This window comes from Nonomuraea purpurea (assembly GCF_042650645.1).
In the GTDB taxonomy this organism is placed as follows: domain Bacteria; phylum Actinomycetota; class Actinomycetes; order Streptosporangiales; family Streptosporangiaceae; genus Nonomuraea; species Nonomuraea purpurea.
This window is the reverse complement of record NZ_JBHSBI010000011.1, coordinates 55,260-71,190: the sequence shown is the minus strand read 5'-3', so window position 1 is coordinate 71,190 and position 15,931 is coordinate 55,260. Positions and strand designations below refer to the sequence as shown.

17 protein-coding genes and 1 pseudogene are annotated in these 15,931 nt (G+C 68.7%); 6 read left to right on the top strand and 12 right to left on the bottom strand.

Features of this window, described 5'->3' with window-relative positions:
* Window positions 1-95: 95 nt before the first annotated feature.
* Window positions 96-1,085, bottom strand: coding sequence for a multicopper oxidase domain-containing protein (locus ACFOY2_RS22410; protein ID WP_379530024.1), 990 nt, complete (start codon window positions 1,083-1,085; stop codon window positions 96-98).
* A gap of 300 nt (window positions 1,086-1,385) precedes the next feature.
* Window positions 1,386-2,420, bottom strand: a complete 1,035-nt coding sequence (locus tag ACFOY2_RS22405) for a medium chain dehydrogenase/reductase family protein (RefSeq protein ID WP_379530023.1) — start codon at window positions 2,418-2,420, stop codon at window positions 1,386-1,388.
* A 328-nt stretch (window positions 2,421-2,748) separates the two neighbouring features.
* On the opposite strand from ACFOY2_RS22405, the gene ACFOY2_RS22400 reads away from it, so the two are divergent.
* Both ACFOY2_RS22400 and ACFOY2_RS22395 read left to right on the top strand, forming a co-directional pair.
* Complete coding sequence (locus ACFOY2_RS22400; RefSeq protein WP_379530022.1) at window positions 2,749-3,411, top strand: TetR/AcrR family transcriptional regulator; 663 nt, start codon at window positions 2,749-2,751, stop codon at window positions 3,409-3,411.
* 170 nt (window positions 3,412-3,581) lie between these two features.
* Window positions 3,582-3,959: a Dabb family protein gene (locus ACFOY2_RS22395; RefSeq protein ID WP_379530021.1), complete on the top strand. Its 378-nt coding sequence runs from the start codon at window positions 3,582-3,584 to the stop codon at window positions 3,957-3,959.
* A 16-nt stretch (window positions 3,960-3,975) separates the two neighbouring features.
* Here the strand turns inward: ACFOY2_RS22395 and ACFOY2_RS22390 are convergent, their stop codons facing one another.
* From ACFOY2_RS22390 to ACFOY2_RS22370, 5 genes are read right to left on the bottom strand one after another with little or no spacing between them, the layout of a single operon-like run.
* Window positions 3,976-4,386: a pyridoxamine 5'-phosphate oxidase family protein gene (locus tag ACFOY2_RS22390; RefSeq protein ID WP_379530020.1), complete on the bottom strand. Its 411-nt coding sequence runs from the start codon at window positions 4,384-4,386 to the stop codon at window positions 3,976-3,978.
* Window positions 4,387-4,391: 5 nt separating this feature from the next.
* Window positions 4,392-5,189 carry an ABC transporter permease gene (locus ACFOY2_RS22385; protein WP_379530019.1) on the bottom strand — a complete coding sequence of 266 codons (798 nt, stop codon included), beginning with the start codon at window positions 5,187-5,189 and terminating at the stop codon, window positions 4,392-4,394.
* A complete protein-coding gene (locus tag ACFOY2_RS22380) occupies window positions 5,186-6,079 on the bottom strand; it encodes an ATP-binding cassette domain-containing protein (RefSeq protein ID WP_379530018.1) in 894 nt (297 codons plus the stop codon). The genes ACFOY2_RS22385 and ACFOY2_RS22380 overlap by 4 nt, the downstream gene beginning before the upstream one ends.
* Entirely contained in the window at window positions 6,076-6,438 is a 363-nt protein-coding gene (locus tag ACFOY2_RS22375; protein WP_379530017.1) for a hypothetical protein, read from the bottom strand. The genes ACFOY2_RS22380 and ACFOY2_RS22375 overlap by 4 nt, the downstream gene beginning before the upstream one ends.
* 3 nt (window positions 6,439-6,441) lie before the next feature.
* On the bottom strand, window positions 6,442-6,987 hold the full coding sequence (locus ACFOY2_RS22370; protein ID WP_379530016.1) for a helix-turn-helix domain-containing protein: 546 nt from the start codon (window positions 6,985-6,987) through the stop codon (window positions 6,442-6,444).
* Window positions 6,988-7,048: 61 nt separating this feature from the next.
* Here ACFOY2_RS22370 and ACFOY2_RS22365 point away from each other — a divergent pair, with 61 nt between their 5' ends.
* A complete protein-coding gene (locus ACFOY2_RS22365) occupies window positions 7,049-7,840 on the top strand; it encodes an arginase family protein (RefSeq protein WP_379530015.1) in 792 nt (263 codons plus the stop codon).
* 38 nt (window positions 7,841-7,878) lie between these two features.
* On the opposite strand, the pseudogene ACFOY2_RS22360 reads toward ACFOY2_RS22365, so the two are convergent.
* Window positions 7,879-7,992: pseudogene (locus ACFOY2_RS22360) on the bottom strand (osmotically inducible protein C); the annotation flags it as partial.
* Window positions 7,993-8,036: 44 nt separating this feature from the next.
* The gene (locus tag ACFOY2_RS22355; RefSeq protein WP_379530014.1) at window positions 8,037-9,098 is read right to left on the bottom strand and encodes a hypothetical protein; all 1,062 of its coding nucleotides are present in this window, start codon (window positions 9,096-9,098) and stop codon (window positions 8,037-8,039) included.
* A 265-nt stretch (window positions 9,099-9,363) separates the two neighbouring features.
* On the opposite strand from ACFOY2_RS22355, the gene ACFOY2_RS22350 reads away from it, so the two are divergent.
* Window positions 9,364-10,266, top strand: a complete 903-nt coding sequence (locus ACFOY2_RS22350) for a helix-turn-helix transcriptional regulator (protein WP_379530013.1) — start codon at window positions 9,364-9,366, stop codon at window positions 10,264-10,266.
* A 41-nt stretch (window positions 10,267-10,307) separates the two neighbouring features.
* Here ACFOY2_RS22350 and ACFOY2_RS22345 read toward each other — a convergent pair whose 3' ends face one another.
* Entirely contained in the window at window positions 10,308-10,832 is a 525-nt protein-coding gene (locus ACFOY2_RS22345; protein WP_379530012.1) for a hypothetical protein, read from the bottom strand.
* 253 nt (window positions 10,833-11,085) lie between these two features.
* Between ACFOY2_RS22345 and ACFOY2_RS22340 the strand changes: the two genes are divergently transcribed.
* Both ACFOY2_RS22340 and ACFOY2_RS22335 read left to right on the top strand, forming a co-directional pair.
* Entirely contained in the window at window positions 11,086-11,910 is an 825-nt protein-coding gene (locus tag ACFOY2_RS22340; RefSeq protein WP_379530011.1) for a MurR/RpiR family transcriptional regulator, read from the top strand.
* Window positions 11,911-11,919: 9 nt separating this feature from the next.
* Complete coding sequence (locus ACFOY2_RS22335) at window positions 11,920-12,759, top strand: aldo/keto reductase (protein ID WP_379530010.1); 840 nt, start codon at window positions 11,920-11,922, stop codon at window positions 12,757-12,759.
* 27 nt (window positions 12,760-12,786) lie between these two features.
* Here the strand turns inward: ACFOY2_RS22335 and ACFOY2_RS22330 are convergent, their stop codons facing one another.
* Together ACFOY2_RS22330 and ACFOY2_RS22325 are read right to left on the bottom strand one after the other, a co-directional pair.
* A complete protein-coding gene (locus tag ACFOY2_RS22330; RefSeq protein ID WP_379530009.1) occupies window positions 12,787-13,548 on the bottom strand; it encodes a hypothetical protein in 762 nt (253 codons plus the stop codon).
* Complete coding sequence (locus ACFOY2_RS22325; protein ID WP_379530008.1) at window positions 13,545-15,821, bottom strand: protein kinase domain-containing protein; 2,277 nt, start codon at window positions 15,819-15,821, stop codon at window positions 13,545-13,547. The genes ACFOY2_RS22330 and ACFOY2_RS22325 overlap by 4 nt, the downstream gene beginning before the upstream one ends.
* Window positions 15,822-15,931: the final 110 nt, after the last annotated feature.

Below are 15,931 nucleotides of genomic sequence, written 5' to 3'. Positions count from 1 at the left end.
TTTTCGGCCCATCGTTCGCTCCTTCGCATTGAGGGTGATTCGGGACCTGCTGGGGAAGAGCTGAGGGTTGTGCCGCGGCCGGGTCCTGGGCCGCGTCAGTGATGCGCGTTCGCCGAGTGGCCGTCACCCGAGTGATCGGGGGGGTTCCCGTCCGCGTCGGTCACCGTGAAGATCCCGGCCATCCCCATGTCGGAGTGGCTCTGGACGTGGCAGTGGTACATCCACGCCCCCGGGCCGACGCGCTCCCCGGCGATCACCTGGAAGCCGAACGACTCGGCCGGGCCGGTGATCTTGGTGTCGATGATCCGGCTCTGGTCCTGCGGATGTTCCAGCAGGCCGGTGCGGTTGTCGGCCCAGCGGTGCCCGTGGATGTGGAACGTGTGGTAGAACTCGCCGTGCGTGATCACGATCCACTCCACCCGCTCGCCGAGCTTCGCGACGAACTCGGGCGCCTGATGGGCCGGCTGGTTGTTGATCGACATGTCGTTGAAGACGACGGTGAACTGCTTGTCCGGCTTGATGTCGCCCTTCCGGCGGACCACCAGCGGCCCGTAGAGCCCCTGCCGGATTCCCCCCGTGCCGTGATCGGTTCCCACGACGTGGTCGTGGTAGTGCCAGTAGCCGGCGCTGCCCGGCTCGATGCTGCCGCCCGGGCGCCGGCCGGGGGCGTGGGTGCGCCAGGTGTAGGTACGCCGGCCGCCCGGTTCCACCACGCTGTTGTTCAGTCGGGTGCCGTCGCTGGCCGCGTCGTAGTCGACCCCGTGGACGTGCAGGCTGGCCGGCACGTCCAGGTTGTTGACCATCTCGATCTCAAGGGTGTCGCCCTCGACCATTTCGATGGCAGGGCCGGGGATCGTGGGCTTGCCGGGCTCCAGGCCGTAGCCCAGCCGGCCGTCCGGCAGCCGCTCGGCGTAGAGGGTCATGCGGCGGACGTTGCCCTTGCCGGGTTTGTCCGCGGGCTTGTCGATTACCGCCTCGGCCTGGCTGGATACTACAAACGGTGCGACCGCGGCGAACGCCGCGGAGGCGGTGAAGGCGCGCCGGGAGAACCCGCCTTTCGCCATGCCTCTGCCTACCTCGGTCATGCTTCCCCAATCGGTGACGGCGCCCCACTCGCGTGAGGGCTGGGTGCAGCTGCTCGTGTGGGTTCGGGAGCGAGGGTGTAAGAGTGGGAATCACAGAGGGTCGAGGGTGATAGTTAGGGTGACCGTCGATGGAAGTACGCGCCCTTTTCGGCCGAATGTCCAAGATGTAGCGGCGAAAGTTAGGCTACTTCCGCCAAAATTCGGTCAAAGATCTGTGCGATCGTGTTCCGCTCGGGAAATCCCGGATCCACGCTGTGAGCTGGGTTTCGCTGCGGCTGACTTCCATGCGGACAGGAACCGTTATCCGGCGTCGGGCACGAGGACGACTTTGCCGGTCACGGTTCGTGACTCGGCCAGGGCCATAGCCGCCGCAGCGTCGGAGAGCGGGAGCGTCGCGGCGATCTGCGGGGCGAGCGTCCCGGCTGCCAGCAGCATCAGCACCTCGGTGAGGTCGTCGCGCAGACGGGCGCGGAAGGCATCCGCCTGCCGGCGGCCGGCCCAGAAGTCGTAGAAGTAGGCGTTGCGGCCGTTGGGAAGATAGTTCCAGAGCATCAGCCGGAAATACGACTTGAGGACCGGCAGCCGGGCATTGCCCTCGTCGTCCTTGGTGGCCGCGGTCCCGTACGACACCAGGGTTCCGCCTCGGCGCAGCAACTGCCACGACTGCCGCAGCCCGGTACCGCCGACGTGGTCGAACACCGCGTCCACGCCGTCCGGGGCGAGCTGCCGGATCCGGTCGTACATGCCGGGGTCGCGGTAGTCGACCGGGGTCGCACCCAGCTTCCGCACCGTCTCGTGGTGACGTGCCGACGCGGTGCCGATCACCGTGATCCCGGCGTGGCGGGCCAGTTGCACCAGCGTCGTGCCGACGCCGCCGTTGGCGCCGAGGACCACGATCGTCCCGCCGCGGCGGACCTTGGCCATCCGGTGCAGCATCTGCCAGGCAGTGATGCCGTTGACGAGAACGGTTTCCACCTCGGCCGCGTCCAGGCCGTCCGGCACGGGGACCAGGTCGGCGGCGTCCACCTGGACGTGGCTGGCCCAGGCGCCGATCTTGGTCACGGCCGCGTACCTTTTGCCGACCATCGTGGCGTCCACGCCGGGGCCGGCCGCGACCGCCGTGCCGACCACGTCGTAGCCGGGCACGAAGGGAAAACGCGGCTGGTCGTAATACCTGCCTCGGCGCATCTGCTGCTCGGCGAACGAGACGCCGGTCGCCTCCATCCGCAGCAGGACGTTGCCGGAGGCCGGTGCCGGAAGCGGCCGGGTGCGGATCTGCAACCCGTCCGGGTCGACCTTGCCGGGCATGACGATCTCAAGGGTTGTGCCGGTCATCGAAAGCTCCTCAATAGCGTTGTTGTCGCCGTGCTACTTGGCCGGCACGGCTGAGGGCCGGACACCGGTCTCCCGCAGAAATGCGGACGACAGGTGCCCGGGACTGCTGAAACCGCAGACGAACCGGTCCAGGTTCAGGCCGGCGTAGCCGCCATGTCGAAGCGCGGTTCCCTCTGCATCAGCGAGACCACTTCTCCGGTACGGGTGACGAGCAGCGCACGCACGGCCATGGCGTTACCCTGGCTCTCTTTCGTTACACCCTATAACTGCTTCTAGCTTTCGTCAATCGCAATGGTGATAGCCTGTAACTCGAGGGAGAGGCCGACCCATGGACAGCGAGGTGGCGAGCCCGCGCGAGCGCTACCGGGCGCAGGTGCAGGCCGAGATCAAGCAACACGCCTGGCAGCAGATCGCCGCCACGGGCGTGTCAGCGTTGTCTCTCAAGGCGATCGCCAAGCATCTGGGCATGAGCGGCCCGGCCCTCTACCGGTACTTCGCCAGTCGCGACGATCTGATCACGGCGCTCATCAGGGACGCCTACCGCAGCCTCGCCGACGCCGTTCGCGAGGCATACGACTCCGGTGCCGACATCGCCGCGCTGGCTCACGTCGTCCGCGCGTGGGCCCTGAGCGACCCCCACCGGTATCTGCTGATCTACGGCACACCCGTGCCCGGCTATCAGGCGCCCGCCGACACCGTCGCTCTGTCGCAGGAGATCATGGCCGTGTTGATCGGCGCTTACCGCAAGGCGGACATACCCTCGCAGGAAACCCCTTTCGGCGCTCACCTCGACAGCCACCGGCACTGGACGCCTGATCCCACGGCGTCGACGGCCGTCCTGCGCCAGGCCCTGACGTTCTGGACACGGCTGCATGGCGTGCTGTCACTCGAACTCGCCGGCCACTTCACCGGCATGGGGATCGACGTCGCGCTGCTGTACGCCGACGAAGTCGACTCACTGCTGCGTCAGAGCCTCGGCCGGTTCCGATGACCGCCGCCGCGCGAGCGGTGCCGGCCTGCGCTGAAGAGCGAGCTTGAATTCCGGTCGGCCAAGGAGCGTGGGCCCTTGCCTAAGCGCCGCTGCCCTCGAATAGGCAACTCGTGCCGATGCGACGAGACACCAGGCTCGTTCATAGTTCAACCACCTATGAGGGGAGCACGATGATCTACCACAGCATCCGTATGAAGGCCACGGCGGGCGTGACACAGGAGCAGATCGAGGAGGCGCTGGAGAGCATGCGCAACCAGGGCCGGGTCATCCCGGCGGTGAAGTCGTTCGTCGTCGGCCGCGACTACGGAGGCGACTTCGACTGGGGCGGCGTGTTCGTCATCGAGGACCTCGACGGCTACTGGGAGTACCTGACGCATCCGGCGCACGCGCACACCGACCGGATCGGCATGCCCCTGGTCGAGAAGTATGACTCGTACGACATCACCGACGATGACGACCCGCAGATGGGAGCGAAGATCGCCGACCTGCACCGGCGACGGTACGAAAGCGACCCCGAACTGGCCGCGCTGGTGGGCATGCTGCCGTAGCGGACGCCCAAACTGTTCAGGCGGAGAAGCGGTTCACCACTTCTGGGTGGACGACGATGCGCACTACGCCCCCGACAAGCCACTCGTCGAGGAACTTCTGGTGGTTCGGGGCGCTCATGTCCCAGTATCGTTCGGCGAGACGAGCCGCGAGTTCGGCGCCACCCTGATCGTGGAGAGTGACCGAGCCCTCCACCGCTACCCAGTGTTCGGGCTCACCAGGTGGCGCCGCGACGACGACGGAAGCACGGGGGCGCTCCCGGAGACGCTCGAGCTTCGGCGCATCCGGGACGGAGAACATCTGCAGGTCGCCGCCGGCTACCTCGAACCACACCGGGCGCGGCGCGGGCCAGCGTTCACCGCGTGGCGCGACAGTGAGGAAGGCGTAGAGCGGCCGTGTGAGCAGAGCAAGATCCTCATCACGGAACATGCGAGCTAGCTTATGTCACGCCGCATCGGATGGAGGAGCGCGGCCGTGCTCGCCAGTGCGGTGTACCCGAGCAGGACCAGCGCTCCGGCCAGGGGGGACAACAACTGGACGGGTTCGCTGGACAGTTGCTGGGCCATGGCGTCGGCCACGGCGGTGAAGTCGGTCAGAGCCGCCGTGGCGCCGCCGGGCAGCAAGGGGTACAGGTCGCGGACGCCCGGGATCATGATGAGCAGCAGCTCCGCCCCGTACAGGTAGCCGATCACCACGCACAGCGCCGCGATCTGGTGGCGGATCAGCGCGCCCATGCCCACGCCGAGCACTGTGTAGGCGACCATCGCGACCGCCAGGCGGCCCAGCAGCTCGATGACGGTCCCGGTGGGCAGCCCCAGGCTGACGCCGCGGGCCGCAGCGGCGCCGAACAACGCCACAGCCGCGGTGCCCGACAGGACGAGCCCGTAGATCATGCCCGCGAACCCGTAGGTGATGAGCTTGGCGGCCAGCACCCGCCAGCGGTCCGGCGCGTACAGGAACGTGAAGTTGATGGTCCGGTGCCGGTACTCCGAGGTCACGGCCAGAGTGCCGACCGCGGCAGGGACGAAGGCGGTGAAGCCGAGGAAGCCCATGACGGCTCGCACGCCGGCCTCGGTGTGCAGGCCCGGCATCGGGGGGTCGAAGTTCTCCGGCCCGACCAGGGCCAGCAGACCGATCAGGCCGCCGCCGAGGAGCGCGGCCACGAGCAGAGTGCCCAGCCACAGCCGGGTCGCGAGCAACCTGCGGAACTCGGCGTGGATCAGGGGCTTCATGCGTTCGTCCGTTCGCCGGTCAGATTCAGGAACAGCTCTTCCAGGCTGGGCTGGTGGGTGGTCAGGCCGTGGACGCGCAGCTCGTGTGCGGCGGCCAGGTCGGCGATCTGGGCGGGGTCGAGCCCGTGCACGCGCAGGTCCCGAGGGCCGTCGACGTCTATCCGGTGGGCGGTGGGCGCCAGGACGCGGGCGAGCCGGGTGGCGTCCGGGCTGCTCACCCGTACGGATTGCGCCGTGCCGGCGAGGTCGCGCAGGGGCCCGGCGGTCAGCAGCCGCCCCTGCCGGATGACCACCACGTCGTCGGCGACCTGCTGCACCTCGCTGAGCACGTGGCTGGAGACCAGGACGGTGCGGCCCTGCCCGGCCAGATCGCGCAGGAATGCCCGGAGCCAGGCCATGCCCTCGGGGTCCAGGCCGTTGCTGGGTTCGTCCAGCAGCAGGACGCCGGGATCGCCCAGCAGGGCGGTGGCCAGGTTGAGCCGCTGGCGCATGCCGGTGGAGAAGGTGCCCGTTCTGCGTCCGCCGGCCTCGGCCAGGCCGAGCAGGCCGAGCAGGTCCTCGACCCGGCTGCCGGGGTGGCCGCCCATCGTGGCGTAGATCCTCAGGTGATCTCTGGCCGAGTGGTGCGGATGAAAGGAGGCGGCGTCGAAGACCGCGCCCACCACGGTGGTCGGACGCGGGATGTCGCGGTAGCGCCGTCCGCCGATCGTCACGCTGCCGGAGGTGGGCGCGACGTGGCCGATCATCATGCGCATCGTCGTGGTCTTGCCTGCCCCGTTGGGGCCGAGGAAGGCGGTGACCGCTCCCGGCCTGACGGTGAAGCTGAGGTCGTCGACGGCGGTGAGCGCGCCGTACCTTTTGGTCAGGTTGCGGAGCTCGATGCCGCTCATGCGGCCACGGCCCGGATGGCCTCGACGAGCTGGTCGGCGTCGGGGACCGAGACGACGACCTCGTCGAACTCGCCGCCGGAGCTCGCGCGATCCAGCAGCAGGTGGAGCCCTGGCAGGTGGCGGTTGACCGCGACCAGTTGCCGCGGGCCGCCGTAGAGGCCCCACACGCCGATCTTGGTGTGGCCCGATACCGTCAGTCCCCTTCTCGCGCCGCGCGGGACGCGCAGCGGCTCGTCCGTGGTGATCGCCTGCCGCACGGCCGCCAGGGGAATGGTGTGCCGGGCGCGGCCGGCGAAGAATCGTTCCCACGAACCGAACCGCAGAATGATCGAACCGTCGTTGATGATGACCGTCGCCATGTGTCAGCCTTCTTTCCTCAGGGGGAGGAGGATCGTCGCCAGCAACCGGGCCGTGCGGCCATGCCCCGGCTCGTTCGCGAGCAAGGGCTGGACCAGCTCGGCGAACCCCTGTGCGAAGCGGACGAACTCCTCGTCGTCCAGGTGCAGCACCACCTGCTGGTAGCCGGCGCCGTCGGCCGCCAGGTCGACGTGCTCCCTGGCGAGATAGCGCGAGAACTCCGACAGCAGGCTGCTGACGAACGCGGTGAAATACCGCGCGTGATCCTCCGGGGAGGCCGAGGCCAGCGCTTCGGCGGTAGGCGTCACCCCACCTTCCGGCACCGCGTACACCCGCTCCGTCGCCCCTCCGACCTTGCGCTCTTCCACCACCTCCAGCAGGCCTGCCTTGGCCAGCGTGGCGATCTGCCGGTACAGCGTCGCCTGCGGCACGTCGGGCAGCAGGCCGGCCAGGTCGGATGCCGTGCGCCGGCCGCCGGCCACGGCGCCCAGGATGCGGATGCGTACGGGATGAAGCGCCAACTCGGCCCAGCGCTCTGTCGAACTGCTCACGATGGAGACATTATCACTATCAATAATGAGAAAGCTATCGGGCGTCTCGTATTGTCGCCGTATGACGACTGCACTCTGCGTACCCCAATGGCAAGGATCAGCGTCGAGCAAGGCGCCGCAGCTGATGGCCGGCGCTCGCCGCGCCGCAGAGCTCGTTCCGGCCGGCACGGTGATCACCGTGCCGGTGCTTGAAACAGACGGGGACAAGGCCGCCGGGATCCGGGCGTACGACGTGCTTGTGGAGAACCAGCGGCTGACGCGGAAAGCACTGGCCGGCATCGACGACCGGGTGATCACCATCGGCGGCGACTGCGCGGTCGACATCGCGCCGATCGCCGCTGCCCACACCCGCTATGGGGACGCCTTGACGGTGCTGTGGATCGATGCCCACCCGGACGTCTACAGCCCGCAGACGCTGCCGTCGGGCGCCTTCCACGGGATGGTGGTGCGCGCCCTGCTCGGAGACGGGCCCACCGGCCTCACCTTGGAGCATCCGCTGGCACCGCATCAGGTGATCATCACTGGAGAGCGAGCGGGTGACGCGTCCGAGCACGAGTACCTCGCGAAGACCGGCCTGCGCAGGTATGGGGTCGACGACCTGGAGCGCGCGCTCGACGGTCTGCGCGGCCCCGTGTACGTCCACGTCGACCTCGACGTCCTGGAGCCCACCGCCTTCGGCGCAACCTGCTACCCGGAGCCGAACGGCGTGCGGCCGCAGCGACTGATCGACCTCATCTCCCGGGTGGACGACATCATCGGGGCAGCCATCACCGAACACGCGCCATCCGGCGACGACGCCGACCCCGGCGAGGCCGAGGTGATCCGCCTGCTGGGCGCCGCGCTGACGCGCTGAGCCGACCTGGCAGCAGGACGGCAGCCGTCCGAAGTTCCCTACTGGACAGTGGCCGTGAGGGTCACCTCGATGTTCCCCCGGGTGGCGTTGGAGTACGGGCACACCTGGTGTGTGGCCTTCACCAACTCGTCGGCGGTGAGCTGCTCCAGGCCGGTCTTCTGAACCGGCCCGGGGAGACAGGCGTCGGCTTGGCGGGTCAGCGCACGTCGACCGGGCGCAGCGTGAAGCCGTCGTTCGGCTTGCCGGCCAGCAGGGCGGCCAGGCCGCCGCTGAGCGCGTAGGTCGCGCCTCGGGGGCCGGCCGTGATGCCGCTGGTGACCGGGTCGGTGACGGTGTCGGTGACCTTGACGGTGGCGGACTTCCAGTCACGGCCGGGGCGGACCCGCTGCACGACGGCGGCCTTCCCGCTGAGCAGGCCGCTGCTGACCACGGCGAGCGACTTGTCCGGCAGGACCCGGATGCCCGCGGTGAGGGCCTTGAGGTTCTTGGAGAGCTTGACCTTGACGGCCTTCTTGGGGTTGTCGACCGGCACCCGCACCAGGCTGCCGTCGGCCTTGGCGACGATGAGGAGGTTGCCGGGCATCCATGCGACGGCGCTCATGCCCACGTTGTTCAGGAAGTTCGGGACGTCCACGTTCCCGGCCAGCAGCTTGTGGCTCACCAGGACGGAGGCCCGGCCCTTGCGGTCGATGCGGAAGATCGTCGAGGAGAGCTGGTCGACCGCGTATGCCGTGCCGTCCGGGGCGACCGTCACGTCGGCCACGAGATGCTGCTTGTCGTCGCCCGCGACCTTGTTCAGGTCGGCGTACCAGAGCCTGCGCCCGCTGCCGATCTGGTAGGCGGCCACGCCTGCGACCTTGAACGTGGTGGCCTTCGTGGAACGTTCGGCCGTCCCGTAGTCCACGTTGCCGGCCAGGATCCTGTTCCCCTTGGAGTCGACCCGCACGGCCTGCACCGACACCAGCTTCTTGTCGTCGATGATGGTGCGTACCCTGCCCTTGAGGTCGACGGAGGAGATGGTGCTGTGCGCCAGCGAACCCGTCACGAACTTGCGGGAGCCCGGGTAGTAGTCCGCGGAGTGGGGGAAGACCCCCGGCCCCTTGGCGTCGATGGTGGGCGCCGCAGGACGGGAGTGACCGGAGGTGGTGGCAGCCTGCCGGTCGGAAGCGGCGAGGGCGGGGGTGGTGCCGGCCAGCACGATGCCGGGGACCGTCATGGCGGACAGGGCCAGGGCGATCGCGGACTGCTTCAGCTTCATGGGGTGTTGTTTCCTTCCGAAGACGCTGTCCGGCCCGGCGTGCCGGACAGCGTGTGGATGCCGTGTTCAGGTGAGTCGGGTCGAGCCGCAGCCGGTGCCGCGTGGACGGCGAAGTTGCCGTACCGGGCTCCTGTCCGCTGACGCCGGCCGGCTCTGTGCCGGTCCTGCGTCTTGCTCGTGGCTCCGAGTTTGCCGTCGCCGGCCGTCGGCAGCCTGCCCCTGGCGGGGGCAGGCTGCCGGTATCCCGGTGCTCGATACTTGGCGTATGAACAAGAAGACGGGGTTGGGGGAGTTTCTCAGGATGCGCCGGTCGCAATTGCAACCGGCGGATGTGGGGCTTCCGGATTTCGGGGAGCGCCGTCGCGTGCCGGGGCTGCGCCGTGACGAACTGGCGCAGCTCGCCGGGGTGGGCCTGTCCTACTACACGCGCCTGGAGCAGGGGCTCTCGCTCAACGCGTCACCGGAGGTGCTGGACGCGCTGGCCCGTGCCCTCGGTCTTGACGAGGTGGAGCGGGCCCACCTGCACGACCTGGCCCGCGCCTCGCGCCGCACCGGCACCCGGCGCAGGCCCGCGCCGGAGCGAGCGGGAGACACGACCCAGCAGCTGCTCGCCGCGTTCGGCGACGCGCCCGCGGTCGTGGTCGGGCGCCGCAGCGACGTACTGGCCTGGAACCGCACGGGACACGCACTGTTCGCCGGGCATCTGGACCCGCACATCCCCGATCAGCCCGACCAGCGTCCGAACACGGCCCGGCTGGTCTTCCTGGACGCGCACACGCGGGACCTGTACGTGGACTGGCCGAAGAAGGCCAGGGACGTGGTGGGGAAACTGCGGCTCGCCGCCGGGCAGTATCCGGACGATCCTCGGCTGGCCGCGCTGATCGGTGAACTGACCATGAAGAGCCCGGAGTTCGCCGGCATGTGGTCCGAGCACCGGGTCAGGAAGTGGGACCTCGCGACCTACCACATGCACCACCCGCTCGTGGGCCACATGCAGCTCAACCTCCAGACCCTGAACGTCCCGCAGGTGGAGGGCCAGCGCATTGTCGTGGCGACCGCCGAGGCCGGCACCGGGTCAGCGGCGGCACTGAGCCTTCTCGCCCAGGCCGGTGTTCCGAGCGCCAAGGTGGGTTCGCATACCCCCTGGTCGACATCGATCAGAGCCTGACACCTCCTCGGCCGGGGTGTCAGGCTCGGTGACCGTCGGGCTCAGAGCTTGCGGATCGATACGGCGTTGTCGCCGACACCGCCGCCTCGGGCGTACACGCACAGGTAGCTCTGTACGACGGCTTGGACCGTCCAGCCGGGCGGCGCCGACTGGACGCCGCAGATGATGAGGGTGCGGCCGGAGGGCAGACCGTTGATGTTGGTGAGGGTCTGCTGGTTATTGAGGACGCCGTTGGGGGTCTTGCTGATTTCACAATTGGTGGAGTAGGACAGCGTCGTGGCATAGAACCCGGCCGGGGGCGGAGGCGTGATGCAGGTGGTCACCGTGCCGCCGGCGGAGGTGTCGCTGATGACCTTGACGGTTTTCGCGTTGTAGTAGATGGTGCCGGGCTGGCCACACTGGTACCAGTCGAAGTAGGCCGTCGGCATCGAGCCGGTGGGGATGGGGGCGTTTGCGCAGACGTCCGAGCTGGGGCCGAGCATCTGCGTCGATGCTCCTGCCGGGGAGGGAGAAAGGCACATGACGGCGGCCGCCGCGACGACGATGGCGGTCAGCAGTCTTCTCATCGGCGCTCCTGTCGAATCGATGTCGGGCACTCATCATTACCGGGCATCTGCCTCCGAGAAATGCGCATCTTGCCTAAATGTGCAAGTGGCATTTTTTGTCACGCATATTGCGCGTTTCAGCGAAAGCTGCGATACTCCCGCCAAAAATAGGATATGCATATCACCTATTTAAGGTAGCGACCTCAATACCCGAACTCTGTCGGCCGGCGGCGACGAGACGGCGCAGAATTTCGTTCTCTGCTACGCTCCCACCATGGAACGAAATTCCCTCGCGGCGACCGTGCGGGCCCGGCTTGCCGGGCTGCACGACGCCGAGGCGCGGGTCGCGCAGGTGGTGCTCGACCAGGGCGCCGGGCTCGTCCACCTGAGCGTGAGCGACGTGGCGCGGCTGGCCGGCACCTCGGCGTCCACCGTCGTGCGGGCGTGCCGGCGGCTCGGGCTTGGCGGCTATCAGGAGCTGAAGATCGCCGCCGCCCGCGAGGCGTCGCCGGGCCCCGAGCCCCAGGACGATCACGACCCGCTGGCCGCGACCGTCCGTGCCGCGAGGGAGGCGCTCGGCGGGCTCGGCGCCACACTGTCCCGCGAGGGCCTGAACGCCGCCGCCGAGGCGCTCAGTGGAGCCGCCCGGGTCCTGGTCGCCGCCACCGGCCTGTCAGGAGCGGTCGCCCTCGACGCCGCCTACCGGCTGCGGGCCCTCGGACTGCCGGTGGACCTGCCGCCCGACCCCCTCACCGCGCACCTGGCCGCCGAGCTGCTTCCGCAGCCATCGGTCTGCCTGGCGATCAGCCACAGCGGCGCCACCCGCTCCACCGTCGACACCGCCCGCCGCGCCCGCGCCGCCGGGGCCCAGGTCGTGGCGATCACCAGCTACGCCAGCTCGCCGCTGGCAGAAGAGAGCACATGGGTGCTCGTAGGCGGCGGGCAGGACCTCGTCTTCGGGATGGAGGCGGTCGCCAGCCGCCTGGCCCACCTCACCATCGTCGACACGCTGTCCATGATCGTGCTCGCGCTGCGCGGCGGCGCGGCCGAGCGGGCGGTGTCGGCCTCCGCCGACGTCACGGCCGGCCACAGCTACTGAGAGGACACAATGATCAGTCAGAGTTTCGACATCGCGGGCGAACTGCGGGTCAGCCGGCTCGGGTACGGCACCGGCATGCTCACCGGGCCCGGCTACTGGGGGCCGCGCCTCGACCCCGGCCAGGCCGCCGCCATCCTGCGCCGCGCCGTGGAGCGCGGGGTGACGCTCATCGACACGGCCGACAACTACGGGCCCGACCTGGCCGAAGAGCTGGTGGCGAAGGCGCTCCACCCCTACCCCGGCGATCTGGTGGTGGCGACCAAGGGCGGCGTCGTCCGTACCGGCCCCAACCTCTGGCATGTCGCCGGGCGGCCCGAGCAGCTGCGCGCCATGTGCGAGGCGAGCCTGCGCCGGCTCAGGACCGACACCATCGACCTCTACCAACTCCACCGGATCGACCCGGACGTGCCGCTGGCCGACCAGCTCGGCACGCTCGCCGAGCTGCGGCGAGAGGGCAAGATCCGGCACATCGGCCTCGACACGGTCACCGTGGAGGAGCTGGAGCGGGCACTGGAGATCACGGAGATCGCCGCGGTCCAGAACCGCTTCAACCTGCTGGACCGCGAGTCCGAGCCGGTTCTGCGGGTGTGCGAGGAGCGCGGGCTGGCGTTCCTGCCGTGGTTCCCGCTGGGGAACGGCTCGCTGGCCCGCGCCGTCCTGCCCGAGGTCGCACGGCGGCACGGGGCCGCCGCCGGCCAGGTGGCGCTGGCGTGGCTGCTGCACCACTCGCCCGTCATCCTGCCCACGCCGGGCACCGGCTCGCTCGCCCACCTGGAGGAGAACCTGGACGCGGCCGCCGTCGAGCTCACCCCCGATGAGTTGGCCGCCCTGGACACCCTCCAGCCCTAGAGACAGCGGCTGCGACCATCGGCACGCTCAGACCCGCAGCTTGGTCATCAGCTTCTTGAAACGGGAGACTCCCACCGTGAGGGTCACGGACGCGATCCCCATGAGAATCCACCACGCCAGATCGGTCAGGCGATCGCTCGTGGCAATGGTCAGAGCCACTCCTGTGATGATGAGGCCCACCGTCAGGACCGTGCCGATCAGGCTCAGCCAGGGCAGCCACCCGTACTTGTGGAAATAGAACAGCCAGAACCCCAGCCACCACGCGGCGATTATCAGGGCGATCGCCAACTCCCCGAGCGCGCTCAGTGGCCCGAACGCCCCAGAGGTGTCCCTCACCCCTATGAGGGAGGAGGATTCCAAGCCCTCCATGACGGCGCCCCCGTGCACGGCTATGGCCGCCGCCCCCAGCGGGGCCAGGTACAGCCAGAGCATGCCGCCCAGTGGGCGCTCCAGACCGAGGACGATGCTCAGGCTGCCGAGGTAGCACGCCACTATGGACGTGACGACCAGGGCCAGACCCGAGAGCTTGTGGCCGGCGCCACCAGGTGGATCCCACAGCTGTGCCAGAACCGAGGAGAACCCCTGCGCAGCTATGCACGCGAGGAATCCTCCCCAGATCCTGGGGAAGCGATCCGTCACTCTGAAGCCGCGGATCATCTCGGCGACCACCCAGTGCCCCAGGCATTTCGGCTCGCCGCCCGTGCGCCGCGCGGCATCGCGGCCGCACGGAGAGGTGCCTTCGACGTCCCTGACAGTCGTGTACGAGCAGGTGAAGCCGAACTCGATCATCCTCGGACCTCAATTGCCGCGCTGGAGGGCAGTTGACTCGCACGTACGGCCGCCACCTGCTGGTGCAGCCACTCGATGGCCGAGCGGCGGCTGGACTGCCAGACCTTCCACCATGGACCGTCGTCGAGCGGTACGGAGAACCATCTTCGGAGCTTGTCCGCCGAGGCGCTGTGCCGCATGACTTCGGCCAGGACTCGTCGACGACGGCGTACCAGTGTTCCCGCCAGGCTGTTTCCGAGCAGGCACAGCGTGAAGAGCACGACCATCGTGACGGACAGCCACTGTGGCAGGAACGACGGATCCTGAGCGGGCTGACCGGCAACCGGCTCGTCGGCGAAGAGGTGCACAAGCATGCTGGTGAGGCCGACCGCCCACACCGCGAAGAAACCCGCCGCGAGAGCATAGGACCGGTGCACGACCCGCCCGAGGGCGTTCCACCGAGCCTCCGCCCAGCCGGGATTGCTCAGCAGCCACAGGGCCCACTTGCTGAACCGGTCCCACTCGTCGGGCAGCAGATCCCGGTGCAGCCCATCACAGCTGTTCTGGTCGGACACCACGAGCACCTCGTGCAAGGCCTGACTCAGATCGTCGTAACCGAGTTCGAAGTTGGGGCGCCCTTCCTCCCAGTCCTGGAAGAGCTTGCGGTCGAAGGGCAGCCAGTGGAAGTTCATGTCTGAACGGCCATAACCCGGCTCCCCCCAGTGCCGGATCAGGGCATCGCGGCTCGGGACACGGTTGACGATCGTCTCGACGCGCATCCGGTTGAAGTCGTCGACGGTCTCGACGCAGTTGCTCAGAATCGCCTCCCGCTGGTCCTTGGCCCCGGCCCGTGCGGCGGCCACGACGAAGGGATGGTGCGCTGCCGCGAGGCAATTCACCACGAGCGGGTCGAACTGCGCTCCGCAGTCGACCACCACACAGGTCGCTCCCTTGCGGATGCCCCGTTCGAAGGCGGCGTCCAAGATCTCCTGGCACACCTCGTTGGACCTGCTGTCCTTGATCTCGGCCACGAGTTCGAAGACGAACAGCTTGTCGCCGGCCCGCGCCGCCGGCAGGAGCAAGATTCTTCCGCAGTCGTGCCGCCGCAGATAATCCGGAGTGACATCGATGAGGTTGTCGCTGAGGTCCCTGGTCGGCATGTCGGTCTGGGCCTGGGAGAACGCCGCGACGTGATCGGCGAACGTGCGGACCCTGCCCACACGGGCGCGCGCCCGCTGGCACCACTCGCTCGTACCGCCGAAGTGCGCGATGTCGGCATCCAGGTACAGAACAGTGTTGCCCGACTCGGCGAGCAGCTCGGCCGTCATCATGGCGAGCGTGGTCTTCCCCACGCCACCGGACGTCCCGACGAAGGCCCAACTGGGCAGCGGGGTCTGATATTTGCCTGAACGAGGCATGCTCGGCCTCCTCACTGTAGGGGTGGGCGACGTCCCCCCGGCCACGGAGAGGGTCGCGAGCTTGTGCTCCGCCTCCCGGGCGGTTGGACGCTCCTTCGGATCCTTCGCGAGCAGCCGCATGACCAGCTCCGAGAGACCTTCGGGCAGATCGGAGCGGAGCTCGTGCAGGGGTCGCGGGACCGCGCGATGGTGCTGCTGGATGAGTGCCGGGCCGGTCGCGCTGAACGGCCTGCGCCCGGTGAGCATCTCGTACAGGACACAGCCCACCGAGTACAGGTCCGCGCTGGTCGCGGCCGGCACGTTGTCGAACCGCTCGGGAGCCATGTACGGCAGCGTCCCGATCGCCCCGGCACCCGGCTCGGTGATGCCGGTGGTGTCCTCGCTGATCTTGGCGATGCCGAAGTCCATGACCTTCACGTCGCCGCGTTCGGTCAGCATGATGTTGGACGGCTTGATGTCCCGGTGGACCACGCCGGCCTTGTGCACGGCTGCTATCCCCCGGCACACCTGCAGGGCGACACCTATGGCCCGGCTGACCGGCAACCATCCCTGCCCGTCGAGGAGTTCGGCGAGTGTCTGCCCCTCGACCAGCTGCATCACCAGGTAAGGCACGGTGCCGCCGTCGTCCTGGACGATTCCGTAGTCGTGGACCGACACGACGTACGGGTCGTCGAGCGCCGCGGCCGCGCGCGACTCCACCTGGAACCGTTGGATCGCCTCCGCTGAAGGGACAAGCATGGTCGTCTGGAGCGTTTTCACGGCAACAGACCGCTCGAGCACCTGGTCATGGGCGCGCCACACCATGCCCATTCCACCGCTCCCGATGCACTCCTGGAGCCGGTAACGCCCGCCGAGCACCGTGCCTGGATTCGTCAACGTCGGCTCCTTCGAAGAGACCTGGAGGCTGTTGCCGCCGTCCCTCTGATCGCGGTACGGCACGACACAGCATCGACGTAGCGCGTTACGACAACCATGGCAACGAGATG

Coding starts and splice junctions, on each gene's coding strand:
- ACFOY2_RS22390 (WP_379530020.1), bottom strand. CDS start 4,386: ATGTTCCGTGATGAGGATCTTGCTCTGCTCACACGGCCGCTCTACGCC.
- ACFOY2_RS22380 (WP_379530018.1), bottom strand. CDS start 6,079: ATGAGCGGCATCGAGCTCCGCAACCTGACCAAAAGGTACGGCGCGCTC.
- ACFOY2_RS22395 (WP_379530021.1), top strand. CDS start 3,582: ATGATCTACCACAGCATCCGTATGAAGGCCACGGCGGGCGTGACACAG.
- ACFOY2_RS22400 (WP_379530022.1), top strand. CDS start 2,749: ATGGACAGCGAGGTGGCGAGCCCGCGCGAGCGCTACCGGGCGCAGGTG.
- ACFOY2_RS22330 (WP_379530009.1), bottom strand. CDS start 13,548: ATGATCGAGTTCGGCTTCACCTGCTCGTACACGACTGTCAGGGACGTC.
- ACFOY2_RS22405 (WP_379530023.1), bottom strand. CDS start 2,420: ATGACCGGCACAACCCTTGAGATCGTCATGCCCGGCAAGGTCGACCCG.
- ACFOY2_RS22350 (WP_379530013.1), top strand. CDS start 9,364: ATGAACAAGAAGACGGGGTTGGGGGAGTTTCTCAGGATGCGCCGGTCG.
- ACFOY2_RS22340 (WP_379530011.1), top strand. CDS start 11,086: ATGGAACGAAATTCCCTCGCGGCGACCGTGCGGGCCCGGCTTGCCGGG.
- ACFOY2_RS22410 (WP_379530024.1), bottom strand. CDS start 1,085: ATGACCGAGGTAGGCAGAGGCATGGCGAAAGGCGGGTTCTCCCGGCGC.
- ACFOY2_RS22365 (WP_379530015.1), top strand. CDS start 7,049: ATGACGACTGCACTCTGCGTACCCCAATGGCAAGGATCAGCGTCGAGC.
- ACFOY2_RS22335 (WP_379530010.1), top strand. CDS start 11,920: ATGATCAGTCAGAGTTTCGACATCGCGGGCGAACTGCGGGTCAGCCGG.
- ACFOY2_RS22355 (WP_379530014.1), bottom strand. CDS start 9,098: ATGAAGCTGAAGCAGTCCGCGATCGCCCTGGCCCTGTCCGCCATGACG.
- ACFOY2_RS22385 (WP_379530019.1), bottom strand. CDS start 5,189: ATGAAGCCCCTGATCCACGCCGAGTTCCGCAGGTTGCTCGCGACCCGG.
- ACFOY2_RS22375 (WP_379530017.1), bottom strand. CDS start 6,438: ATGGCGACGGTCATCATCAACGACGGTTCGATCATTCTGCGGTTCGGT.
- ACFOY2_RS22345 (WP_379530012.1), bottom strand. CDS start 10,832: ATGAGAAGACTGCTGACCGCCATCGTCGTCGCGGCGGCCGCCGTCATG.